Below are 22,486 nucleotides of genomic sequence, written 5' to 3'. Positions count from 1 at the left end.
AGGCGACCCATCTGGTGCGCGGCAGTTCGAGTTCGACGACGCAATCCTTTCTGCCGCCAGATGCGCCGAGCCATCCGCACAACGACGTAATGAGGAGCTCCGATGAGAACTGTCCGAAAGAGGCTTACAGCGGCGGCCCGGGCCGTCGCCTGCACTGCAGCGCTGGCGCTGTCATTGACATCCGGCGCGGTGGCGGCGAACGCCGTCGCGACGACCGGCGCGACAGCGGAGGAGGCTGTCGCGACTACCGGCGAGGCGAACGCTGCCGGCGCTGCGGGTGACGACGCGATATCGGCGGAGCAGTACCCGTTCCCGCATGCCGCGGCGTATCCGCACGGCATCATGCCGAGCCTCGACCGCGACACCCTCAACCGTGACATGCTGTCGCTCTACACGAAGTGGCGCGAGCAGTACATCACCACCGACGGAGCGAACCCCGGTGAAGTGAGAGTCCGCGCGAGCGATTCCAACTACAAGGACGGCGCCCCCTCGGAGGGCGTCGGATTCGCCATGCTTCTCTCGGTGTATATGGCGAGCCCGCACACGAGCGGCCACAGCGACTTCGACGGGCTCTTCCGCTACTACAAGCGGCACCTGTCCCCCGGCTACAACTTCATGGGATGGAAAGTGGACAAGGAGGGGAACAGCATCGATCCCTACGCCGCACCCGATGGCGATTTCGACGCAGCGACAGCACTGCTCATGGCGCACAAGCAATGGGGCAGTGGCGGAGGGATCGACTACCTCGAGGAGGCGAAGAAGATCATCCGGGATGCCATGGAGCACCTGATCTACAAGCCGTCCTACCTGGTCAAGGTGAGTCAGGCGACGACCACCTCGGTCATCAGCTCTTACGAGATCCCGCCGTGGTTCGCGCTCTACAAGGACGCCACCGGCGAAGACCGCTGGGAGAAGGCGACGGATGCCGCTTATGGGATGTTCGATCACTTCTACAACCTGAACCCGGGAACGGGCCTCGTGCCCTATCGGTGGGCGCTCTCGGCGACGGGCGCTCCCACCTACACCGGCGCCAACGGCCCCGACAGCAACTCCACGAGCTACGGATTCGACCCCTGCCGGCTCCCCTGGCGGGTGGCCCAGGACTTCTTGTGGAACGGAACCGAGAACAGCCCCCTCGCCCATGATCTCCCGGACCGGAACGTCAAGTGGTTCATGTCCAAGATCAACGGAAACCCCGGCAACGCGCTGGCCTCGTACAACATCGACGGCACGGACAGGGCCACCTTCACGTCGCCCCGCAACATGACAGGTCCCATGGCCGTCGCCGCCATGGTCGATGCCTCGAACCAGAGCTCGCTCGACCTCCTGTACGGGTACCTCCGCACGCAGGAGCCCATCAGCGACTCGCCCGGCAACTACTACCAGGACGCCGTCATGATCATGAGCATGCTGGTGCTCACCGGAAACATGCCCAACTTCTACGACTCGGAGCCTTACCCGACGAGCCCGCTGCCCGCTCCGCTGCCCGCTGCCGACACGACCGCACCGGCACAGCCCCTCGACGTCACGGTGACCGCCAGCAGCTTCAGCACCATCGACCTGTCGTGGGCCGCGGCCGCCGATGACCAAGGACCGGTGATGTACGAGATCAGGCGGGATGGGCGGCTCTACAACGTCACCCCCAAGCTCACCACGAAGCTCGAATACCTGGATCCGGGCACGTCGTATTCGATGACGGTGACGGCCCGGGATGCGGCCGGCAACAAGACGGTGAGCGAAGCGGTGGTGGGGTCGACCGTGGTCGACACCGCCGCGCCCGCCAAGACGACCGGCATCGTCGCTCAGGCGAAGGCGATGACGAGCCTGACCCTGAGATGGAACCGGCCTGCCGACAACGATGCTGTCAACGAGCTCTCGTATGACGTCTATCGCGACGGAGCCAAGGTCAACGCGGATCCGGTGTATTTCCCCAGTGACTACAAGATCGAGAACCTGCAGCCGGGAACGGCCCACAGCTTCACGATCGTGGCCACCGACCAGTCGGGGAACAGCTCCACCAGTGACGCGTTCACGACGTCCACCACCGCAACGGATGTGACAGCTCCGTCACGCCCCTCATATGTCCAGGCGACGAAGCGGATGCCGGACCGTATCGACGTGGCCTGGATCGCCTCGACGGACGACCACCCCAGCGGACGCGTGACCTACGACGTGTTCAACGGCGACGTCAAAGTCAACACCGAGCCTGTCGCCGGCACGACCTTCACTCTCACCGGTCTTCCGCCCGCCACCGAGTTCTCCCTCCGGGTGGTCGCCACGGACGCTGCGGGCAATGCGCGATCCAGCTACATCTACGACACGAGCACGAAGAAGCTGAAGAACAAGTGACGCCGGCGCTACTTCAGGGAACCGGTCGAGATCCCACCGGCGATGTAGCGCTGCGCCGAGATGAGCAGGACGGCGGCGGGAACGGAGGCCAGCAGCGACACCGACATCAGCGTGCTCCAGTCCTGGTCGTAGACGCCGAGGAACTGGTAGATGCCCAGGGTCACCGGGACGATCGACCCGTCCGTCGTGAGGGTGAGCGCGAAGTCGAGGTCGCTCCAGGCGAACAGGAACGTGAACAGCGAGGCGGTGATGATCGCGTTGCGGCTGAGCGGAACGACGACCGACACGAGCGTCCGGATGCGGCCCGCCCCGTCGATCCGCGCCGCCTCCATCATCTCCTTGGGGATGGCGATCATGAAGGCGTAGAGGATCAGGATGCTGAACGGGATGCCCTTCGTCGCGTCGGCGAGGATCAGCCCGGGGAACGAGTTGAGCAGTCCCCAGGAGTTGTACAGCGTGTAGAGCGAGTTGGCCACGACGATCGCCGGGATCATCTGGGTGATGAGGACGATTCCGAGCATCACGGGCACCGCCGGCAGGCGCAGCAGGGCCAGCGCGTACGCGGCGGGGACCGAGACGATGAACGCGAGGACGACGGCGCCCAGCGCGATGACGAGGCTCGTCCCCAGGTTGCCGAGCTGAGTGGAGAGGGCGTTCTGGAAGCCCTCGAGGGAGGGGTTCAGCGGCAGCCAGGTGATGTTCGAGGAGGAGACGTCGGCCTGAAGGGCGGCGTTCAGCATCCAGTAGAGCGGGAAGAGCAGGAAGGCGACGAGGAGGACACCGATGACGGTGTTGGCGCGCGTCTTCAGGATGGGTGTGCTCATCGGTCTTCTCCTGTGACGCTCGCGCGGTTGATCCTGAGGTAGATGAACCCGCAGATGAGGGATATGAGGATGAGCACGTTGCCCATCGCGGCGCCCTGGCCGAAGTTGAAGTTCTCGAACGAGAGCTTGTAGGCCTGCGTCGCCAGGATCTGCGTGGAATTGGCCGGCCCGCCCTGCGTCAGCACCAGCACGAGGTCGAGCACCTTCACCGTGTACACGAAGCCCAGCACCAGCACGACGGCGATCACGGGTCGGAGCATCGGCAGGGTGATGTGCCGGAACATCTGGCGGCCGCTGGCTCCGTCGAGCCGAGCCGCCTCGTAGAGCTCCGGCGGGATCTCCTTGATGCCGCCGTACAGAATGACCATGTTGAAGGGGATGCCGATCCAGATGTTGACGAGGATGACGGCGATCATCGCGGTCTGGGTGCTCACCAGCCAGGGCACGGCCGGCAGTCCCAGACCCGTGATCACCTCATTCACCACGCCGTTGTCGAAGTCGAACATCCAGCGCCAGAGCGTGGCCGAGACCACCAGCGGCAGCAGCCACGGCAGCAGGAGCAGGGATCGGATGATGCCGTTCAGGGGAAAGCGCCGGCTGAAGAACACGGCGAGGGCGAGCCCGATGCAGAACTGGCCGACGATCGACCCGATCACGAACACGAACGTGTTGGTGAGGAAGGTGCCGAAGAGCCCCGACGTGAAGATCGCGGTGTAGTTCTCGAACCCCACGAAGGGCGCTTCGCCGGTGTAGAACGTGGCGGTCGTGTACTCCTGCGTGCTCATCACGACGTTCTTCACGAGCGGATACGCGAAGAACACCCCGATGTAGGCGATCGCGGGGACCAGGAGGAGGGAGCTGCCGAGCTGGTCACGGAGCCGTGCGCGGCGCGCCGTGATGCGCGCCGGCTGGGTGGGCCGCTCCGATCTGCGGGGTGAGTCGTTCACCGGTCGTATGTCGAGATCGACCATCTTCGCTCTCCGATCTGGTTGGTGGTGCCGTGCGTCGCGATGATCACTTGGTCTGTTCGGCGAGGGCCTGTGCGTCATCCATCGCCTGCTGAGCCGTCTTTGACCCCGTGCCGGCAGCCTGGATCGCCTCCGTGATGGCGGCCCCCACCGCCGGGTAGCGCACGCCGACCTCGAGCGTCCGCGGACGCGCGGTCTGCACCTCCTCGACGAACGCGGCCATCTCGGGAACCTCCTGCGCGTACTCTTCGGCGGCCGCCTGCAGGGAGGGCACGTTGAAGGCGGTCTTGGCCAGGCCCATCACGGATTCCTCCGTGGTCAGGCAGGCCAGCAGTTCGGCGGACTTCGCCTGGCGAGCGGCCGTGGTGATGGGCAGCGTCCACACTTCACCGCCCAGCGACGGGATGACGTCCTGATCGTCCGTCCGCGTGGGTACGGGAGCGACCGCCCAGTTGAGGTCCGGGTTCTCCTTCAGCGCGGGGATGTTCCACGGCCCATTGACCATCATGGCCGCCTTGCCGGCGAGGAAAGCGCCTGCCACGTCCTCCTGATTGAAGTTCAGCACCGCCTGCGACGCGTTCCCGTCGCGGATGAGCCCGGTCCAGTAGTCCAGAGCCTCGACGCCTTCCTCGGAGTTCAGCTCGTTGAGGTCGCCGCCGTTCGACCAGAAGGCCTGCAGGAACTGCGACGCCGCCAGGCCGGAATTCTCGGCGGCGAACGCGATCGGGTAGACGTCTCCGGACTTCAGCTTCGGTGAGATCTCCTCGAGCTCATCCCACGTCTTGGGCGGCTCGACGCCCGCGGCCTCGAACAGGTCGACGTTGTAGAAGAGGGCGACGGCGTTCACGGTGGGCGCGAGCCCGTACACCTCGTCCTTGTAGGTGCCGGCGCTCATGATCGTGTCGATGAAGCCGCTCGTGTCGATGTCGTAGTCGCTGAGGGGCGACAGCGCACCCGTCGCCGCGATCTGCTGCACGTCGGGATTGTTCAGCATCAGCAGATCGGGCATCGTGCGCGACGATGCCAGCTGGAGCGCCTTGGGAACGAGCTGGTCGCCGGGGACGCTCTCGTGGTCGATGGTGACGCCGACCTCATCGCCGCAGCGAGTCAGCAGATCGTTGTAGACGGTGTGGCCGGGCTCGGCGACGAAATAGTCGAGCACGCTGAGCTCGATGGATTCGCCCCCGGCATCCGCATCTTCGGGAGTCGCCGCCGGGGAACAGGCGGCGAGCATGCCCGTCATGGCGAGGGAGGCGACTCCGACGACCGCCATGCGGCGGGGAGTGAAGACTGATTCGTGGCGCGCGCGTGTGTACATGATCTCTTCCTTGAGGTGATTTCGGGTGGGGGTGGATGTCGGGCGTCGGGCGAGCGGATCGCCCGCGGTCAAAGAGCTGAGCCGACCGGCTGCCGCCCTGGGGCGGCCGGTTCGCGGAAGTTCGGCACGGGGACCAGCTCCCCGCCGGTCAGGGCCGATTCGTGGGCGACGATGCCGGGGGCGCACCAGTCGGCGGCCGTGTAGTGATCGATCCGCGGCGGGCGATCCTCGAGGATGCTGGTGACGAACTCGTGAACGAGGTGCGGATGAGAGCCGCCGTGGTGAGAGGGAACCGAGATGGCGGCCAGACCAGGGGCGGGCACCCACGCGACCGGCTGCGTGAAGCGCCTGAGCTCGTCGGGGAGCGAGTCCCGGTGGTCGTCGGGGTGGACGATCTCGACATCCACCCGCCGGAAGCGTTCACGGTCGGCCTCGGGCTCGGAGTGCATGGTGAAGACCGTGAGCCCGTCGTCTTCGTCGAGTGAGGGCCATTCGACGCTCATCCGGTCGCCGTAGACGCTGAAGCCCTCGATGGCCGTCCGCGCCACGTTGAAGCAGCCCTGGGTGACCTCTGCCTTCACGTCGGCGCCCTCGAGCGTGAGCAGCGCCGACTCGATGGGGAACGGGTTGCCGTAGTCCCCCGCCTGATCCGGACGCAGAACGCCGGAGCCGAACCCGCGCACCGACTCCGCACGCGTGCCGAGCAGGGCCAGAAGCGGACTCACGACGTGCGTGGCGTACTTCAGAGGCGGGAACGCGCGCCAGTAGCCGGGCATCTCGCTGCGATCGCGGATGTGCGCGCCCCGCAGGAAGGTGATGTCGCCGAGGCGGCCGGAGCGGTACAGCTCTTCGATGTACAGGAACTCGCGCTGGTAGACAGCGGTCTCCATCATCATGAAGTTGCGACCGCTCGCCTCGGTGGCGTCGATGACAGCCTCGATCTCGTCGAGCGTCATCCCCATCGGCACGGCAGATGCCACATGGCGACCGCTGTTCAGAACGGAAACCGCTTGCTTCGCGTGCAGCGTCACGGGAGTCACCAGGTGAACCGCATCGAACTCGCCGGATTCCAGGACGTCCTCCAGCGAGGTGAACGTGTCGCTGATTCCGTAGCGGTCTGCGATGGATCGGAGTTTCGCCTCATCGGGGTCGCACAGCGCGACCCGCCCCACGGAGGGGTGGCTCGCGTAGACCGGGACGAAGTCGAGGCCGAACCCGAGACCGACGACGACGACGTCGATGGTTCGCCCGGCCATCACTCGCCCACCGTTTCCCGCTCGGCGGAGGAGAAGGTGATGACGAAGATCGCCTCATCCTCTCCGAGGTTCGTCGCGTTGTGCACACTGCCGGACGGGATGGAGATCGTGTCGCCCGGGCCCATCTCGACGTAGGTCTCGTCGACGCGATGACGAATGGTCCCCTGCAGCACGTGCAGCACCTCGTCGCAGTTCGGGTGGAAGTGCGGAGGGTTCTGCTGCCCCGGACGGATGTAGCAGCGGCCGACCGTCAGGGTGTCGGAGTTGCCCAGGCGGCCGGCGACCATCCATTCCAGGCGGCCCCACTCCTGCGGCTCGGTGAGGACGTCGCTGCGATGTACTACTCCGCCACGTGACATGGATGCTCCCGTTCGTCGAATGCAGGGAACGTCAGTTCACTCCTGCGACGGCGTCTGGCCTCCCGAAGGAGGGCGCAGTGCCTGTACCTATTCGACCGAGAAGCGAATCAGCGGGTAAGGTCCAATTCCGCGATGGTGGACCCACCCGCATGGTGTGCCGGACTCCGGCGGAAACGCTCCCAGCTCTGTCCGAGTGAACGGATGGCTTCGGTGGTGCCGGCGATGGGCCCGGCGTAGGAGATGCGGATGAAGTTGTCGAGCTCGTTCACGCAGCTGAAGGTGGGGCCCGGAAGGAGACGGATGCCGTCCCGGCCCGCCACCGTCGCGAAGGACGTCGCACATGCGTCCGGAAGCTCGATCCACAGCGAGGCGCCGCCGGACGGCGTGATCGGCCGCCACTCCGGGAGGTATTCGGCGACCGCCGCCATCGCGGCCTGCCGTGCCTCGTACAGGGACTCGCTGCGCAGGTGACGGGAGCTGACGATCTGCGGAAGGAGCGCCGCTGCGACCGCCTGCGCCAGCAGCGACGTGCCGAGGTCCTCACCCGTCTTGATCGACGCGAGCCTCTCGACGGTCGCGACGTCGGCGCGCAGCCACCCGACCCGCAAGCCGCCCCAGAACGACTTGCTGAAAGAGCCGACCGCGATGACATAGCCGCCGAACGCCGGGAGAGGGATGGGAGGCGCTTCGCCGATGGTCGTGTCCGACAGCGTGGCGTCATCGATCACCGGCACACCCAAGCCGGACGACATCTCCGCGAGTGCCTTGCGCTGCCACGGCTCCATGATGAGGCCGGTCGGATTGTGTACCGTCGACTGAACGACGATCAGGCTGGCACGCGTCCGTTCGATCAGCGCCTCCGTCTCTCGCACCCAGGCACCCCGGCCGGTTCGGGGAAGCGGCACGAGCCGCGCCCCCAGCGCCCGCAGCGACTCGATCGCGCCACGGAACGACGGCTCCTCGATGAGGACCGTCGCCCCGCGCGCCAGCAGCGAAGACGCCGCCAGGCGGAGAGCCTGCTGCGCTCCGGAGGTCACGAGCACCTGGGCCGGCCGGGTGGGCAGGCCGAGATCGGAATAGTAGGCGGCGATCTCCTCGCGGAGCACCGGCAGGCCGGCCGGCGCGTACCCGTGCGAGTCGATCAGGTGCATCATGTTCTTGCCGGTGAGCCGGTCGACCTCGTCCGCGACGATCGGCAGGCCCGGTAGGGCCGCGCTGCGGAGATCCACGCGGGTGACCTCCGAGGCGTCCGCGGCATCCTGCCCTCCCACGAAGGACTGCAGGCGGTCATCTCCCCGCGGGTTGGCCGAGGTCCAGCCGGTGGACACGTACGTGCCGTCACCCTGGCGACTCGTGAGGATCCCCTGGCCACGGAGGGAGTCGAACGCGGCGCCGATCGTGTTGCGGCTGACGTTCAGAGCCGCACTGAGAGAGCGTTCCGACGGCATCCGCACCCCAGAGGGCAGGCGACCGGCCTGAACGAGGCGGCGCACCGCCTCTGCGAGGTCGGCGTGGAGCACGCCGTTGGTGCCCGACCAGTCGCCCAGCAGCCGCACCAGGTGGTGGGGGCCGACGCTGGCGGCCAATTGCGTTCGATTGGCCCTGCCGCTGGTCCGTTGCATGCGGCCAGTATGGACACACTCGCATCGAGCCCGCAACGGCGGCCGCGAGCACGCCTCCGCCGCGGGGGCGTGCCTCCCGGCTGCCTGGGCACGGCGGGCACGAAGACTGCTCGCCCCGCGTGACGCTCATCCTCGAAAGGAACCTCATGACCGGCATCTCCCGAGAAGACCTTCTTCAGCGCTTCCGAGGCAAGCGCGCGGACCGCCGGCTGATCATCGGCGCCGGTGCCGGCACCGGCCTCTCGGCGAAGAGCGAAGAAGCGGGCGGTGTCGACCTGATCGTGATCTACAATTCCGGCCGGTTCAGGATGGCCGGCCGTGGGTCGCTCGCCGGGCTGCTCGCCTACGGCAACGCGAACGACACCGTGGTCGAGATGGGCCGCGAGATCCTGCCCGTGGTGAAGGACGTCCCCGTGCTCGCCGGCGTGAACGGCACGGACCCGTTCCTCGACGTCGACCGGTTCCTCTCGGATCTGCAGCGGATGGGCTTCTCCGGCATCCAGAACTTCCCGACCGTCGGCCTCATCGACGGGGTGTTCCGTGCGAACCTCGAGGAGACCGGCATGGGCTTCGATCTCGAGGTGGAGCTCGTGCGCCGGGCGCATGCGCTCGACCTGCTCACGACGCCGTACGTGTTCGGCGAAGAGGACGCCGTCGCCATGACGGAGGCCGGCGCCGACATCATCGTGTGCCACCTCGGACTCACCACCGGCGGGGCGATCGGTGCCGCGACGGCCCTCTCCCTCGACGACTGCGTCCAGTCGGTGCGCGCGTGGCAGGCCGCGGCGCGCTCGGTGCGCGACGACGTCTTCGTGCTCGTGCACGGGGGTCCGGTCTCCGCTCCGGGGGACGTTCAGTACGTGCTCGACCGCGTGCCCGGGATCGACGGCTTCTACGGCGCATCGTCGATGGAGCGGATGCCGACCGAGCGGGCCATCGCGTCAGAGGTCGCGGCGTTCGCGAACCTCTCGCTCGGGACCTCGGTCTCGGTCTGATCCTCGAGGAGCCGGCGATGCCTCCTGCTGTCGTGCTGCCTGCTGTTGTCCTGCCTGCTGTTGTCCTGCCTGCTGTTGTGCTGCTGGGCGCCATGGACACGAAGGGCGCCGAGTACTCATTCGTCCGCGATCGCCTCCGCGCGGCGGGGGTGGAGACGATCACCGTCGATTTCGGCGTGCTCGGCACACCGCTCCTCTCCGCCGATATCAGCAGCGGCGAGGTGGCAGAGGCGGGCGGTGGAGACCTCGAACAGCTGAGGGCCGACGCCGACCGCGGCGCGGCGATGGCCATCATGGCCGCGGGTTCGGCCGCCGTCGTGAAGCGCCTCGTTGCCGAGGGTCGGGTGCAGGGCGCCTTGGCCCTCGGCGGCACGGGAGGCACCTCGCTGGCCGCCGCGGCGTTCAGGGAGCTGCCGCTCGGCTTCCCCCGCATCATCGTCTCCACCGCCGCTTCGGGCGACACCGCGCAGTACATCGGCGAGACCGACCTGATCCTCGTGCCGAGCATCGTCGACATCGCGGGGCTCAATCGCATCTCGACGAAGATCCTCGGCAACGCCGCGGCGGCCCTCTCGGGCATGGTGAACGCCGTTCCCGTCCCGGATGGCGGGTCGAGACCGCTGGTCGCGGCATCGATGTTCGGCGTCACGACCCCTTGCGTCACCCGAGCCCGCGAGCGACTGGAAGAGCTCGGCTACGAGGTGCTCGTGTTCCACATGACCGGCTCGGGCGGGCGCGCGATGGAGTCGCTGATCCGTCAGGGGTACATCGACGGCGTGCTCGATGTCACCACGACGGAGCTCTGCGACAACCTCGTCGGCGGCGTCTTCTCGGCCGGTGCCGACCGGCTGACCGCCGCCGCGGCGGGCGGGATCCCCCAGGTCGTCAGCCTGGGCGCACTGGACATGGTCAACTGGGGCGCGATAGACACCGTCCCGGCGCAGTTCCGCGACCGCAACCTGTACGTGCACAACTCGAGCGTCACCCTCATGCGCACGACCCCGGAGGAGTCCTCGGCCATCGGCGCGGAACTCGCCGGCAAGGTCGCTGCATCCACCGCCGAGGCCGTCGTAGTCCTGCCGCTCGGCGGCGTCTCGGCACTCGCCGGGCCGGGTGGCCCCTTCTACGATCCGGCCGCTGATGCCGCGCTGTTCGACGCGGTCCGGTCTGGGCTGGAGGGATCCGCCGTGGACCTCGTCGAGCGCCCGGAACACATCAACGACCCCGAGCTCGCGGTCTGGCTCGCGGACCGGCTTCACGCGCTGATCCGGCAAGCGGCGACAGCAGAGCTACAGCGCTGACGCCTGCACCTGTATCGGTCTCCCCGTCGCCGTCGCGAGGATGAAGGAGTCAGGGGTCAGCGGTCAGAGGTCAGGGGTCAGGGGTCAGCAGTCAGGATCAGTCAGGATTCGAACCTCCACGCCATTGAGGACGGATGCGATGCGCACTTCCGTCAGCGCCTCCACCACGTGGTCGGCGTCGCACAGTGCCTCCCGGGAAACCGTGCCCGTCACAGCGACCACGACGCAGCCGGCCGCCTTCGCGGAGTGGACTCCTGCGACGGTGTCTTCGAAGGCGACGGTGCGGTCAGCGGTCACGCCGAGCAGGTCGGCGCCGAGCAGGAACGGCTCCGGATGCGGTTTGCCACGCGTGATCGACTCGCAGGTCACCATGGTGCGAGGCGGTGTGATGCCGGCGGCAGCGAGCCTCGCCAGTGCGACATCGCGGAAGCCGGAGGTGACGATCGCCTGCCGCGCATCCGGAACGGCCCGAAGAAGGTCGATGGCCCCTCGAAGTGGCGTGATCCCTGTCACGTCGTCGCGCTCGCGTCGCTGAAGGTCTCGCAGTGCATCCTCCAGAAGGGCCGGGGGAAGGATGCGGCGGAGAGTGTCGCGGGCCGGCTTGCCGTGGATGTGGGCCAGAAAATCGGGGTCCGTGACCGGCCAGGCGGACGCCCAGTCGACCCACACCGCCTCGGCTCCGGCTGTGGAGTCGATCAGGGTGCCATCCATGTCGAAGAGCACCGCATCGAAGACGCCGACCCGTTCAGTTCTCACCGTGGTCTCCCTCCTCTCGAGCGCGCTTCATGAGGGGAATGTCGTGCACGCGGATGCCCCGCGCCGGGGGGCGCGGGGCATACGTGCCAAGCGGATCGACCACTACTGGGTGAGAGGGCCGAGCGTCGGGTCGTCTTGGTAGACATCCGCCGCGTTGTCCTTGGTGACGATGACCGGATCGAGGAGATACGACTCCATGACTTTGGCACCGTTGTCGTACGACGAGTCGTCGTTGATCTCCGGCGCTTCCCCTTCGGAGAGGGACGCGACGGCGGCGATGATCTGCGCGACGAGCTTGCGGGTGTCCTTGTAGATGGTGGAGTACTGCTCGCCCGACATGATCAGCTTCACCGACTCGGCCTCCGAGTCCTGCCCTGTCACCACGGGAAGCGGCTTGCCTGCGGCCGTGACGGAGGTCAGGATCGCCCGCGCCAGGGTGTCGTTGGGAGACAGCACGCCGTCGAGCTCCGTAGACGTGTAGTTGCCCTGCAGAAGGGTGTCCATGCGCGTCTGCGCGTTCTGCGCGAGCCACCCCTGGGTGGCCGTCTGCTTCAGATCAGTCTGACCCGAGACCACTGTGAGCGTGCCGTCATCGATCTTCGGCTGAAGGATCTCCATTGCGCCGTCGAAGAAGACTGCCGAGTTCGCGTCATCCGGCGAGCCCGAGAACAGCTCGACGTTGTAGGTGCTCTTGTCGGGATAGGCGGCAGCGAGACCGTCCAGCAGTGCCTGGCCCTGCAGGTTGCCGACCTTGTTGGCGTCGAATCCGATGTAGTAGTCGATGTCCGGCGTGTTGAGGATCAGGCGGTCGTAGGCGATCGTGGTGATGCCGGCTTCCTTGGCCTGCTTGATCTGAGCACCGAGCTGACCGCCGTCCGCGGCGCCGATGACGATGACCTCGGCCCCGTTGGTGATCATCGACGTGATCTGCGTCTGCTGGTCCTGGACGGGGCTCGAAGCGCCGGCGTACTGGACGTCGCCCTCGAAGCCCGCCTCCTTCAGCCCGTCCTCGAACAGCTGCCCGGCGATGACCCAGTTCTCCGAGGTCTTGGCCGGCAGCGCCACCCCGATCACTGTGCCTTCACCGAATCCTTCCGGCGCTTCGGTGGAGCCCCCGCCCGCTTCGGTGCGGGAGGAGCATCCACTGAGGACGAGCAGCGCGGCTGCCGCTGACGCGGTCGCCATCAATGCGAGTTTGCGCATTTGTTTCTTCTTTCTTCGTTGGTCGAGGCGAAGCGGGTGCTTCGCGTTGTCAGGCGTAGGGAGTCGCGCCGCGCGGGCGTGACGTGTCTTCGGCGGAACCGGCACCCGGTTCCACCGCGGGTCTGTCGACGGAAGAGGCGAGCGCCAGGTCGCCGCCCTTGCGCGCGAACCGGGAGATCAGCGAACGACCGCCGCTGCGCTTGGACCACACGTCGATGCCCACGGCGACGAGCAGGACGAGGCCCTTGATCATCTGCACGCGGTCGGAGGGGACACCCATGAGCTGAAGGCCGTTGTTGAGGACGGCGATGACCAGAGCGCCGATGATGGAGCCGATGACCGTGCCGATCCCGCCCGAGACGGCGGCCCCGCCGATGAACACGGCGGCGATGGCGTCGAGCTCCCACCCGGTGCCGTCACCCGGTCCCGATGCATTCGAGCGCGCGATGAACACCATCCCGGCGAGCGCGGCGAGTATCGACATGTTCATCATCGCGAAGAAGTTGACGCGCCGGATCTTCACGCCCGATAGCTCGGCTGCGTGCCAGTTGCCGCCGACGGCGTAGACGTGCCGACCGATGATCGTGCTGTTGGTGATGAACGAGTAGATGATGACGAGCACCACGACGACGATGCCGGGGATGGGGAAGCTCGTTCCCGGACGGCCCCCGGCGAACAGCAGCGACGCCGCCGTGATGATGGCCACCAGCCCCACCACCTTCACGATGCTGACCCAGAGAGGCGCCATCTCCACCCGCATGGCGCGTTGGCGCTTCCGCAGCGACAGCTCGTTGACGACGACGACGATGATCCCGATGAGACCGAGGATCAGCGTGGGGACGTTGTAGGGGATGCCCATGTCGGGGTCCGGGAGGTACCCGCCGCCGAGGGCGAGGAAGAAGGAGTCGGGGATGGGCTCGGTGGTCGAGTTGCCGACGAACTGGTTGGCGCCGCGGAAGATCAGCATCCCGGCAAGGGTCACGATGAACGCGGGCACACCGACGTAGGCGACCCAGAATCCGTGCCAGGCGCCGATGACGCCGCCGATCATCAGTCCGAGCAGCACCGCGAGCGGCCACGGGAGCTCCCAGCGGTTGAGGGCGATCGCGACGATGATCCCCGTGAAGGCCGCGACCGAGCCGACGGAGAGGTCGATGTGGCCGGCGATGATGACGATGACCATGCCGATCGCGAGGATCAGCACATACGCGTTGGCGTTGATCATGTTGATGACGTTGCCCGGCTCGAGTGTCTTGCCGCCCGTGGCGAGCTGGAAGAACAGGATGATGGCGATCAGCGCCCCGAGGATGCCGAACTGTCGCGCACTGGAGGTTGACCCGCCGAACATCATGCCGAGGTCCTTGAGCCGCCGTCGGCGCGCGGGGGCCGGAGTGGAGCCGGGGGCGGTGGGGGCAGTGGTCTGGGTGGTCATCGCGGATCCTTCGGGGTGGCAGATCGGGTCATACTTCTCATGAGGGTCTCCGGGTCGGCGTCGGCGATATCGAACTCGTCGGTGATGCGCCCCTCGAAGAGGGTGTAGATGCGGTCGGACATCCCGAGCAGTTCCGGCAGCTCGGAGGAGATGAGGACGATCCCGGCGCCCTTCTCGGCCAGCTCGCGGATGATCCCGTAGATCTCGGTCTTCGCGCCGACGTCGATCCCGCGGGTCGGTTCGTCGAGGATGAGCAGGTCGGGCTCGGTGAACATCCACCGGGCGAGCACCACCTTCTGCTGGTTTCCGCCCGAGAGCTTCGAGACGCCCTGATCGACGCTCGATGCCTTGATCCGCAGCTGCCGGCGGTAATCCTCCGCAACCGCCCGCTCGCGGAAGGAGTCGACGACCGCCCGACGGGATATCTTCGTGAGCTTCGCGGCGACCGTGGATCGCTTGATGTCGTCGATGAGGTTGAGGCCGAGCGACTTGCGGTCTTCGCTCACGTAGGCGAGGCCGTGCTGGATGGCCTCGGACACCGTGCGCAGCTCGACGGGCACGCCGTCCTTGACGATCCCACCAGAGACGTACTCGCCGTAGGAACGCCCGAAGACGCTCATCGCCAGCTCGGTGCGGCCGGCGCCCATGAGCCCTGCGAAGCCGACGATCTCTCCCCTGCGGACCGTGAAGTGCAACGACTTCGCGACCAGCCTCTCACTGGCCAGCGGGTGGCGGATGGTCCAGTCCCGCACCTCGAAGAACACCTCTCCGATCGGATGCGGACCTCGTTCGGGAAAGCGATGCTCGAGCGTGCGCCCCACCATGCCGCGGATGATGCGGTCTTCGCTGACCTCCCCGCGGGTCACATCCAAGGTCTCGATGGTCATTCCATCGCGCAGGATGGTGATCGTGTCGCTGATCTGCTCGATCTCGTTCAGTTTGTGGCTGATCATGATGGAGCTGACCCCTCGGCCCTGAAGGCCCTTGATGAGGTCGAGCAGATGCTGCGAGTCATCCTCGTTGAGGGCCGCCGTCGGCTCGTCGAGAATGAGCAGCTGAACGTTCTTGCTGAGGGCCTTGGCGATCTCCACCAGCTGCTGCTTGCCGACCCCGATGTCCTTGATCTTCGTGCTCGGATCCTCGTCGAGCCCCACCCGGGCGAGCAGCTCCACCGCGCGGACCCTCACGTCGTCCCACCGGATGCGGCCGCGCGGTGCCGGCTCGTTTCCGAGGAAGATGTTCTCCGCGATGGAGAGCTCCGGGATGAGGGCGAGCTCTTGATGAATGATGACGATCCCCGCCTGCTCGCTGTCGCGGATGCTGCGGAACTGCGCCACCTCGCCGTTGAAGACGACGTCGCCGCCGTAGGTGCCGTAGGGGTGGACACCGGAGAGGACCTTCATCAACGTCGACTTGCCGGCACCGTTCTCTCCGCAGATGGAGTGGATCTCGCCGGGGCGGACCGTGAGCGTCACGTCGTCGAGCGCCTTGACCCCGGGAAACTCTTTCGTGATCCCGCGCATCTGCAGGATCGCCGGCGACTGCTCCTGGGCCCCGGAAGGCTTCGCTTCATCTGACATCGCACTCCCCGACTTCTTCGTCCATTCGTGGCCGAGCCCAACGATAGACCAATACGGTCCCAAATGTATATAGGTTTGTCGACGAACATGTAACGTATACTGACGCACATGATTGATGCGAGTTCTTGATGCCCGCCGCCACAGGCACGCGCCGCCGCGAGATCGAGTCCTGGCTCAGGGAGCAGGTCATCGGTGGTCGTGAGGGCGACCCCCTCCCCTCCGAAGCGGAGCTCGCGGAGAAGTTCGGCGTCAGCCGGATGACGGCGCGTCAGGCGATGCAGAGCCTCGCCGCGCAGGGCCTGGTGCGCCGCCAGCGCGGCTCGGGCACGTTCATCGCACCGCAGCCGATGCACCGGCACTCCGGGCCGCTGATGAGCTTCACGGAGGACATGAAGCGCCGCGGGCTTTCGGCTTCGTCGCGCCTGATCACCGCCGAGCTGCGCGATGCGACGGCGGCCGAAGCCGGCGCACTCCGGCTCGAACCCGGCCAGCGCCTGGTGTCGCTCGTGCGCATCCGGCTGGCGGACGGGCAGCCGATGGCCATCGAGAGCACCGTACTCACCCCCGACTGCGTTCCCGTGCTCTCGCACGACCTCGAGCAGGGCTCGCTGCATCAGGCGCTTCGCGAATTGGGGCGCCAGCCGGTCACGGCCGTCTGCCGGATCAGCGCGCGGGAGGCCACGGGCAAGGAGTCCGCGCTGCTGGATCTGCCGCGCCGGGCCGCCGTGCTGCAGGAGCAGCGGGTCATCTCCGATCAGTCCGAGCGGCCCCTGGAGTTCACCACGACGAACTACGCCGCCGACCGCTACGTCATCGACGCCGTGTTCACGTTGACGGACCCCGCGCCCTCCGCCTGACCCCTTCCTCCCGGTGGCGCCGCTCGGATGAGCGGCGCCACCGCTGTTTCTGCGCGGCTTGACACCAGCGCGCGCCAAAACGTACAGTGTGCTCATTGCAAGTTGTATAGACATAGACAACGAGGCGGCACAGTGACCGGCCCCGCGGCGAAGGAGACCCGATCGTGAACGCGTGCGCCATCGACGATGCGACCAGGGCCGACGGCGACGTGGCCTGCTCCGCGACGGCGCGGTTCCTGGGCGTCGACATCGGCGGCACGGCGATCAAGTGGTCCGTGCTGGCGGGGGGCGCCGTGGAGGCGACCGGCGCCATCCCCACTCCCCGCATCGATCACCACGCCGTTCTGGCCGCCGTTGCGGAGCTTGCCCAGCAGACTTCCGGCGACCTGGCCGGCATCGGAGTCGCCGTGCCCGGCACCGTGAACGCGGTGCTGCGTCGCAGCGTCTTCCTCCCGAACCTTCCCGGCGACTGGAACGATCTGCCGGTCGCCGACACGCTCGAACGGCTGACAGGGCTGCCGGTGGTCCTCACGAACGACGCGCGCGCCTTCGCGTGGGCCGAGCATTCGACCGGAGCGGCGGTCGGCATCCCCGACGCCCTCTTCGTGACCCTCGGCACCGGCGTCGGCGGGGCCATAGCCCTGCGCGGTGAGATCCTCGTCGGCGACATGGATGCGATCGGCGAGATGGGCCATGTGCCCGTCGATCCGCGCGGCGTGCTCTGTCTCTGCGGGGGTCGGGGCTGCTTGGAGACGATCGCCTCCGCATCGGCGATCGTCGGCGGCCTTGCCCGCACCGTGGCGATGTCGCAGTCCGTCATGCTGCGCGAACTCACCGCCGACGGCGCGCAGCCCCTCACCGCCAAGATCGTGGCTGATGCCGCGCGCCGCGGCGACCCGTGGGCAGAGGACGCCTTCGCGCGCGCGGGAGCGGCGCTCGGGCAGGCGGCGGCGACGATCTCCCTGCTGCTGCAGCTCGACGCCGTCGTGATCGGCGGCGGGCTGCTGCCGGCGGCAGACCTGTACCTGCCGCACGTGCAGGAAGCCCTCGATGCCCGGCGATCGCTCACCGGGCGAGTCTCCGCGATCAGCGCCCGATACGGCCACGAGGCGGGCTCCGTGGGCGCCGCCGCACTCGCCGCCCACCGTGTCGGCCGACTTCTCCCATCTCTGACAGGAAGGACCCAGCCATGACCTGGATCTCCGAAGCACGCGCCGTCCTCGACCGGATCGAGACGACGCAGAGCGCCGCCCTGGAGCGGGCGGCGGCGATCGCCGCAGACGCGATCGGCGGCGGAGGGGTGGTGCACACCTTCGGCACCGGCCACTCCCGCATCCCGGTCGAGGAGATGTTCCCGCGGTACGGGTCGTACCCGGGCTGGCACCCGCTCGTCGAGCTGTCGATGACCTTCCACACGGAGATCGCGGGATCGAACGGGCAGCGCCAGGCCATGTTCATCGAGCGCGTGCCCGGGTTCGCCGAGGCCATCATGGCGAACTTCGATCTGCGCCCCACCGACGCGATCCTGATGTTCAGCGCCACGGGGCGAAACGCGGTGCCCGTCGAGACGGCGATGATCGCCCGCGCAGCGGGCCTCAAGGTGATCGCGGTGACCTCCATCAGCGAAGCCCGCGCGGTGCCGCCCACACACGCGTCCGGCACGATCCTCGCCGACCACGCCGACGTCGTGATCGACATCTGCACTCCGCTCGGCGATGCCGCCGTGGTGATCGACGGCTGGGAGAACAAGGTCGGCCCGGTCAGCAGCATCTCCAACATCGCGATCGTCAACACGCTCAAGGTGCTCACCGCCCAGAAGCTGTCGGACAGGGGGATCGAGCTGCCCGTCCTGACCGGCGGTCAGGTCGTCGGCGCCGAGCGGTCGAAGGAGCTGTTCGAGAACGCCTACCTCGAGCACGCCCGCCGCAAGGCATCCGTTCTGCGGATGCCGGTAAGCGAACCGGTCGCCCCGTGACCGGCACGGCGTGGGTGATCGGAGGCACCGGTGGAATCGGCGGCGCCTGCGCGCGCGGGCTCGCCGAGGACGGCTTCGCCGTGCACACCTCCGACCGGCCCCATGAAGACATCACGCAGCCGGGCGTCGCCGACGGGGTCGCGGCGCAGCTCGCGGCGGAGGGACCCATCACGGCCGCCGTGCACACGATCGGGATGAGCGGGCGCCGCATCGGGGACGGGCCGGTCTCGACCTGCACCGACGAGGGATGGGACGAGGTGCTGCGGGTCGACCTGACCTCGGCCTTCTACTTCGCCCGTGCGTGCATGAATCACTGCGCCCCTGGCGCATCGGTCGTGCTGATCGGCTCCGCCCTCGCCAAGGGTCTGGACGGGGACTTCCTCACGGCCGCCTATCGCGTCGCGAAGGCCGGCATGATCCCGCTGCTCGAAGCCGCCGCCTATGAGGGCGCGCGCAAGGGCATCCGCTTCAACATCGTGTCGCCGGGCCTCGTCGAGACCCGGATGGCGGCCCGCGCGCTCGGTGACGAGCAGATCATCGCGCGCTTCCCCGAACTCATGCCCCTCACCCGTCGCCCGGCCACCGGAGACGAGGTCGCGGCCGCCGTCCGCTGGCTCGCCGGTGAGAACTCGGTGCAGACCACCGGTGCCGTGATCCCCGTCGACGGCGGCTGGCTGCTCCGCTGACGGCCCACCCCTCTCATCCAAGGACTCCCATGGCACTCGACACCTTCACCTCCGACCTCATCATCGACCCGCCCGCCACCGCGTGGGACCTCGTGCGCCTCTCGCCGGAGGCGGCGGAGCACATCCCCGTGCTGTGGGAAGCGGACGTCGCCGTCGTCGGTGGCGGTTCTGCCGGATGCGCCGCCGCGGTGGTGGCCGCCCGTCACGGCGCCCGCACCATCCTGATCGAGGCGGGCGGATTCTTCGGCGGGACCGCCGTCGCCGTGCTCGACACGATGTACGGGTTCTTTCCTGCGGGCAGCGAAGAGCGGATCGTCGGCGGCATCGGCTGGGAGGTCGCGAGGGCCATGCTCGACGCCGGCGACGCCGTGCTGCGCGGCAACACGTACGGCGCCGGGACGGGCGTGACCTACGAGCCCGAGGCCCTCAAGATCGCGTGGGACCAGCGCATCCTCAACAGCGGGGTCCGCCCGCTGCTGCACGCGCGGATGGGAGCCGTTCTCCTCGACGGGCACACCGTGCGCGGCGTGGTGGTGCTCACCAGGCGGGGGCCGTTCCGCATCCTCGCCGACCGGGTGATCGACACCAGCGGCGACGCGGACGTGGCGTGGGCAGCGGGCTGCGCGCTCGAGATGCCGAGCGCGCAGCGGCGGGTCCAGCCGCTCACGACCACGTTCCGGCTCGGAGGGGTCGGCGACCCTGTGAAGACGGCCGAACTGCACAGCCTGATGAGAGAGGCCGCCGGGAACGGCGACTACACCCTTCCCCGGCTCGAGGGATCCGCCCACTACACCGTGCTGCCCGGCGTCTACCACACCAACGTCACGCGGGTGTCGGGCATCGACCCCACCAATCCGTGGGCGGCCACCGCCGCAGAGATCGAGGGCCGCAAGCAGGCCGCCGAGTACACGCGGTTCTTCCGCGACAGGGTGCCGGGGTACGAGAACTCCCACCTGCTGAACACCTCCGTATGGGCCGGCACGAGGGAGACCCGCAGGCTCGTCGGCGAGTACGTCCTGCAGAAGGACGACGTGCTCGAGGCGCGGCAGTTCGACGACGCCATCGCCCTCTGCGGTGCGCCGATCGAAGACCACGACGGCGGCGATGCCACGATCTGGCGCTACGTCGCCGCGGGAGCGGATGGCGAGCCGACCGGCCGGGCCTACGGCATCCCGTACCGCAGCCTCGTACCGCAGGACATCGACGGCCTGCTCGTGGCGGGACGGTGCCTGTCGGCGACCCACGACGCCCACGCCTCCGCGCGATCGATCGCGCAGTGCCTGTCGTACGGACATGCGGCCGGCGCCGCGGCGGCGCAGTCGGTGGCGACGGGCGTGCCGCTGCGCGACATCGACACCGATGCCCTGCGCGCGACGCTCATCGGGGACGGGGTGCTCCTGTGACCGGCATCCGCACCGTGCTCGGCGACATCGACGACTTCGACGGCGCCGCGTACGCCCACGAGCACCTGATCCTCGACTCCCCACTGATCGCCGACCGGTTCCCGCACATCCACCTTCACGACGTGGATGCCGCGGTCGACGAGGTCGCGCGCTGCCGCGCCGCGGGCGCCGGCCTGATGGTCGACGCCATGCCGATCTCCGCCGGGCGCGACGCCGTGCGCCTCGCCGAGATCTCCCGCCGCACGGGCGTGCACATCGTCTCGGCGACGGGCCTTCACCACGACCGCTACTACGGCCCCCTGCACTGGACCAACCGGGTCGGGCCCGACGAGCTCACCGCGCTGTTCGTCGCCGATCTGCTCGAGGGCATCGACGAGTTCGACTACACCGGCCCGATCGTGCGCCGAACCGAGCACCGGGCGGGGCTGGTCAAGGTCGCCACCTCCGGCGAAGACCCCGATGCCCGGGACCTGCGCAACATCGAGGCCGCCGCGGCTGCCAGTGCGGCCACCGGCGCCCCCGTGCTCACGCACTGCGAGGGCGGCGTGGGCGGGATCGCCCAGGTCGAACGGCTCGTCGCCGCGGGCGTGCCCGCCACCTCGATCATCCTCAGTCACGTCGACAAGGCGGCGAACCTCGCTTACCTTCGCGACCTCGCGGCCACGGGCGCGGTGCTCGAGCTCGATCAGTCCCTTCGCGAGCGCGCCGACGGCACGTCATCCGTCACAGTGCGCGCGGTGCTCGCCCTGGTCGAGGCCGGCTTCGCCGACCAGATCGTGCTCGGCACGGACGGAGCACGTCGCACGCTGTGGTCGGCCCTCGGCGGGGAGCCGGGCCTGGCCTGGCTCGCGTCAGACCTCCCGGCCGTGCTGCAGGAGGCGGGGGTCGGCGCGGCCGACCTCCACCGGATCCAGCACAGCAACGCGCAGCGCGCGCTGGCATGGAGGACGGTGTGAGCGCCGTCCTCGACCGCATCGCCGAGGTCGGCGTCATCCCCGTCCTGCGCTCGCCGTCGGCGGATGAGGCGGTCGCCGCCGCCCGGGGCCTCGCCCAGGGCGGGCTCACGGTGCTGGAACTGACCTACAGCACGCCCGACGTTCTCGAGGCGATCCGCCGGCTGTCGGAGGATCCGGACGTGACGGTCGGTGCCGGCACCGTGCTGACGGAGCGGCAGGCGCACGACGCCGTCGATGCCGGTGCCCGGTTCCTCGTCTCGCCGGTCTGGGTGCCGTGGCTTCCCGGACTTGCCCGCGACCGGGGCGTCGATGCGATCCCGGGGGCCGCGACCCCGTCGGAGATCTGGCGCGCGCACGACGAGGGTGCGGTGGCGGTGAAGGTCTTCCCGATCGCCCGCCTGGGCGGCGCGGCGTACGTACGCGACCTGCTCGCCCCCCTGCCATCGCTCACGCTGATGGCGACAGGGGGCGTCGATGTGACGGCCGCGCGGGAACTGCTCGCCGCCGGCTGCATCGCCGTGGGCGTCGGCACGATCAGCGTGGATCCGAGCGATAGGGACCTTGCCCCTGCCGAGCGCGCCCGTCGCTTCCTCGCCGCCGTCCGCGCGAGCTGACGTGGGGCGGAAGACGCGGGGGCGGACACGCC

Annotated in this window: 20 protein-coding genes; 10 read left to right on the top strand and 10 right to left on the bottom strand. The window is 68.3% G+C overall.

The genetic code is table 11. The features are described 5' to 3' along the window. Window positions 1-102: 102 nt before the first annotated feature. Complete coding sequence (locus tag ACLQ2Q_RS05725; RefSeq protein ID WP_425818885.1) at window positions 103-2,349, top strand: glycosyl hydrolase family 8; 2,247 nt, start codon at window positions 103-105, stop codon at window positions 2,347-2,349. An 8-nt stretch (window positions 2,350-2,357) separates the two neighbouring features. On the opposite strand, the gene ACLQ2Q_RS05720 is transcribed toward ACLQ2Q_RS05725, so the two are convergent. The 6 genes from ACLQ2Q_RS05720 to ACLQ2Q_RS05695 all read right to left on the bottom strand — a co-directional run bounded on the left by ACLQ2Q_RS05720 (window position 2,358) and on the right by ACLQ2Q_RS05695 (window position 8,696). Next, a complete protein-coding gene (locus ACLQ2Q_RS05720; RefSeq protein WP_425818883.1) occupies window positions 2,358-3,173 on the bottom strand; it encodes a carbohydrate ABC transporter permease in 816 nt (271 codons plus the stop codon). Beyond that, window positions 3,170-4,120, bottom strand: a complete 951-nt coding sequence (locus tag ACLQ2Q_RS05715) for a carbohydrate ABC transporter permease (RefSeq protein ID WP_425818881.1) — start codon at window positions 4,118-4,120, stop codon at window positions 3,170-3,172. The genes ACLQ2Q_RS05720 and ACLQ2Q_RS05715 overlap by 4 nt, the downstream gene beginning before the upstream one ends. 67 nt (window positions 4,121-4,187) lie before the next feature. Further along, complete coding sequence (locus tag ACLQ2Q_RS05710; protein WP_425818879.1) at window positions 4,188-5,459, bottom strand: sugar ABC transporter substrate-binding protein; 1,272 nt, start codon at window positions 5,457-5,459, stop codon at window positions 4,188-4,190. A 68-nt stretch (window positions 5,460-5,527) separates the two neighbouring features. Then, on the bottom strand, window positions 5,528-6,715 hold the full coding sequence (locus ACLQ2Q_RS05705; RefSeq protein WP_425818876.1) for a Gfo/Idh/MocA family protein: 1,188 nt from the start codon (window positions 6,713-6,715) through the stop codon (window positions 5,528-5,530). Beyond that, window positions 6,715-7,074, bottom strand: coding sequence for a cupin domain-containing protein (locus ACLQ2Q_RS05700; RefSeq protein WP_425818874.1), 360 nt, complete (start codon window positions 7,072-7,074; stop codon window positions 6,715-6,717). The genes ACLQ2Q_RS05705 and ACLQ2Q_RS05700 overlap by 1 nt, the downstream gene beginning before the upstream one ends. A gap of 107 nt (window positions 7,075-7,181) precedes the next feature. Further along, entirely contained in the window at window positions 7,182-8,696 is a 1,515-nt protein-coding gene (locus ACLQ2Q_RS05695; protein ID WP_425818872.1) for a PLP-dependent aminotransferase family protein, read from the bottom strand. Window positions 8,697-8,842: 146 nt separating this feature from the next. Here ACLQ2Q_RS05695 and ACLQ2Q_RS05690 point away from each other — a divergent pair, with 146 nt between their 5' ends. Further along, window positions 8,843-9,691, top strand: coding sequence for a phosphoenolpyruvate hydrolase family protein (locus tag ACLQ2Q_RS05690; RefSeq protein WP_425818870.1), 849 nt, complete (start codon window positions 8,843-8,845; stop codon window positions 9,689-9,691). Window positions 9,692-9,708: 17 nt separating this feature from the next. Continuing rightward, on the top strand, window positions 9,709-10,992 hold the full coding sequence (locus tag ACLQ2Q_RS05685; protein WP_425818868.1) for a Tm-1-like ATP-binding domain-containing protein: 1,284 nt from the start codon (window positions 9,709-9,711) through the stop codon (window positions 10,990-10,992). A gap of 84 nt (window positions 10,993-11,076) precedes the next feature. Here ACLQ2Q_RS05685 and ACLQ2Q_RS05680 read toward each other — a convergent pair whose 3' ends face one another. The 4 genes from ACLQ2Q_RS05680 to mmsA all read right to left on the bottom strand — a co-directional run bounded on the left by ACLQ2Q_RS05680 (window position 11,077) and on the right by mmsA (window position 15,963). Then, window positions 11,077-11,748, bottom strand: a complete 672-nt coding sequence (locus ACLQ2Q_RS05680; RefSeq protein WP_425818866.1) for an HAD-IA family hydrolase — start codon at window positions 11,746-11,748, stop codon at window positions 11,077-11,079. Window positions 11,749-11,850: 102 nt separating this feature from the next. Beyond that, window positions 11,851-12,951, bottom strand: coding sequence for a substrate-binding domain-containing protein (locus tag ACLQ2Q_RS05675; protein ID WP_425818864.1), 1,101 nt, complete (start codon window positions 12,949-12,951; stop codon window positions 11,851-11,853). 49 nt (window positions 12,952-13,000) lie between these two features. After that, window positions 13,001-14,383 carry a multiple monosaccharide ABC transporter permease gene (mmsB, locus tag ACLQ2Q_RS05670; protein WP_425818862.1) on the bottom strand — a complete coding sequence of 461 codons (1,383 nt, stop codon included), beginning with the start codon at window positions 14,381-14,383 and terminating at the stop codon, window positions 13,001-13,003. Then, window positions 14,380-15,963: a multiple monosaccharide ABC transporter ATP-binding protein gene (mmsA, locus tag ACLQ2Q_RS05665; protein WP_425818860.1), complete on the bottom strand. Its 1,584-nt coding sequence runs from the start codon at window positions 15,961-15,963 to the stop codon at window positions 14,380-14,382. Before mmsA ends, mmsB begins: the two co-directional genes overlap by 4 nt. Before the next feature lie 128 nt (window positions 15,964-16,091). Here mmsA and ACLQ2Q_RS05660 point away from each other — a divergent pair, with 128 nt between their 5' ends. The 7 genes from ACLQ2Q_RS05660 to ACLQ2Q_RS05630 all read left to right on the top strand — a co-directional run bounded on the left by ACLQ2Q_RS05660 (window position 16,092) and on the right by ACLQ2Q_RS05630 (window position 22,454). After that, window positions 16,092-16,820, top strand: coding sequence for a GntR family transcriptional regulator (locus ACLQ2Q_RS05660; protein WP_425818858.1), 729 nt, complete (start codon window positions 16,092-16,094; stop codon window positions 16,818-16,820). 164 nt (window positions 16,821-16,984) lie between these two features. Beyond that, window positions 16,985-18,013 carry an ROK family protein gene (locus ACLQ2Q_RS05655; protein ID WP_425818856.1) on the top strand — a complete coding sequence of 343 codons (1,029 nt, stop codon included), beginning with the start codon at window positions 16,985-16,987 and terminating at the stop codon, window positions 18,011-18,013. Beyond that, window positions 18,010-18,795 carry a sugar isomerase domain-containing protein gene (locus ACLQ2Q_RS05650; protein WP_425818854.1) on the top strand — a complete coding sequence of 262 codons (786 nt, stop codon included), beginning with the start codon at window positions 18,010-18,012 and terminating at the stop codon, window positions 18,793-18,795. The genes ACLQ2Q_RS05655 and ACLQ2Q_RS05650 overlap by 4 nt, the downstream gene beginning before the upstream one ends. After that, window positions 18,792-19,481 (top strand): SDR family NAD(P)-dependent oxidoreductase, encoded by a 690-nt coding sequence (locus ACLQ2Q_RS05645; RefSeq protein ID WP_425818852.1) that lies wholly within the window; start codon window positions 18,792-18,794, stop codon window positions 19,479-19,481. The genes ACLQ2Q_RS05650 and ACLQ2Q_RS05645 overlap by 4 nt, the downstream gene beginning before the upstream one ends. Before the next feature lie 29 nt (window positions 19,482-19,510). Beyond that, on the top strand, window positions 19,511-20,884 hold the full coding sequence (locus ACLQ2Q_RS05640; protein ID WP_425818849.1) for an FAD-dependent oxidoreductase: 1,374 nt from the start codon (window positions 19,511-19,513) through the stop codon (window positions 20,882-20,884). After that, complete coding sequence (locus ACLQ2Q_RS05635) at window positions 20,881-21,840, top strand: hypothetical protein (RefSeq protein ID WP_425818847.1); 960 nt, start codon at window positions 20,881-20,883, stop codon at window positions 21,838-21,840. The genes ACLQ2Q_RS05640 and ACLQ2Q_RS05635 overlap by 4 nt, the downstream gene beginning before the upstream one ends. Then, a complete protein-coding gene (locus tag ACLQ2Q_RS05630) occupies window positions 21,837-22,454 on the top strand; it encodes a bifunctional 4-hydroxy-2-oxoglutarate aldolase/2-dehydro-3-deoxy-phosphogluconate aldolase (protein ID WP_425818845.1) in 618 nt (205 codons plus the stop codon). Before ACLQ2Q_RS05635 ends, ACLQ2Q_RS05630 begins: the two co-directional genes overlap by 4 nt. Window positions 22,455-22,486: the final 32 nt, after the last annotated feature.

The sequence above is a fragment of the Microbacterium sp. DT81.1 genome (genome assembly GCF_049844955.1).
Lineage (GTDB): Bacteria > Actinomycetota > Actinomycetes > Actinomycetales > Microbacteriaceae > Microbacterium.
The sequence above is the reverse complement of the archived record's forward strand: the minus strand, read 5'-3'. Positions and strand labels throughout refer to the sequence as shown.

Coding starts and splice junctions, on each gene's coding strand:
- ACLQ2Q_RS05725 (WP_425818885.1), top strand. CDS start 103: ATGAGAACTGTCCGAAAGAGGCTTACAGCGGCGGCCCGGGCCGTCGCC.
- ACLQ2Q_RS05720 (WP_425818883.1), bottom strand. CDS start 3,173: ATGAGCACACCCATCCTGAAGACGCGCGCCAACACCGTCATCGGTGTC.
- ACLQ2Q_RS05710 (WP_425818879.1), bottom strand. CDS start 5,459: ATGTACACACGCGCGCGCCACGAATCAGTCTTCACTCCCCGCCGCATG.
- ACLQ2Q_RS05705 (WP_425818876.1), bottom strand. CDS start 6,715: ATGGCCGGGCGAACCATCGACGTCGTCGTCGTCGGTCTCGGGTTCGGC.
- ACLQ2Q_RS05700 (WP_425818874.1), bottom strand. CDS start 7,074: ATGTCACGTGGCGGAGTAGTACATCGCAGCGACGTCCTCACCGAGCCG.
- ACLQ2Q_RS05695 (WP_425818872.1), bottom strand. CDS start 8,696: ATGCAACGGACCAGCGGCAGGGCCAATCGAACGCAATTGGCCGCCAGC.
- ACLQ2Q_RS05690 (WP_425818870.1), top strand. CDS start 8,843: ATGACCGGCATCTCCCGAGAAGACCTTCTTCAGCGCTTCCGAGGCAAG.
- ACLQ2Q_RS05685 (WP_425818868.1), top strand. CDS start 9,709: ATGCCTCCTGCTGTCGTGCTGCCTGCTGTTGTCCTGCCTGCTGTTGTC.
- ACLQ2Q_RS05675 (WP_425818864.1), bottom strand. CDS start 12,951: ATGCGCAAACTCGCATTGATGGCGACCGCGTCAGCGGCAGCCGCGCTG.
- mmsB (WP_425818862.1), bottom strand. CDS start 14,383: ATGACCACCCAGACCACTGCCCCCACCGCCCCCGGCTCCACTCCGGCC.
- mmsA (WP_425818860.1), bottom strand. CDS start 15,963: ATGTCAGATGAAGCGAAGCCTTCCGGGGCCCAGGAGCAGTCGCCGGCG.
- ACLQ2Q_RS05660 (WP_425818858.1), top strand. CDS start 16,092: ATGCCCGCCGCCACAGGCACGCGCCGCCGCGAGATCGAGTCCTGGCTC.
- ACLQ2Q_RS05650 (WP_425818854.1), top strand. CDS start 18,010: ATGACCTGGATCTCCGAAGCACGCGCCGTCCTCGACCGGATCGAGACG.
- ACLQ2Q_RS05640 (WP_425818849.1), top strand. CDS start 19,511: ATGGCACTCGACACCTTCACCTCCGACCTCATCATCGACCCGCCCGCC.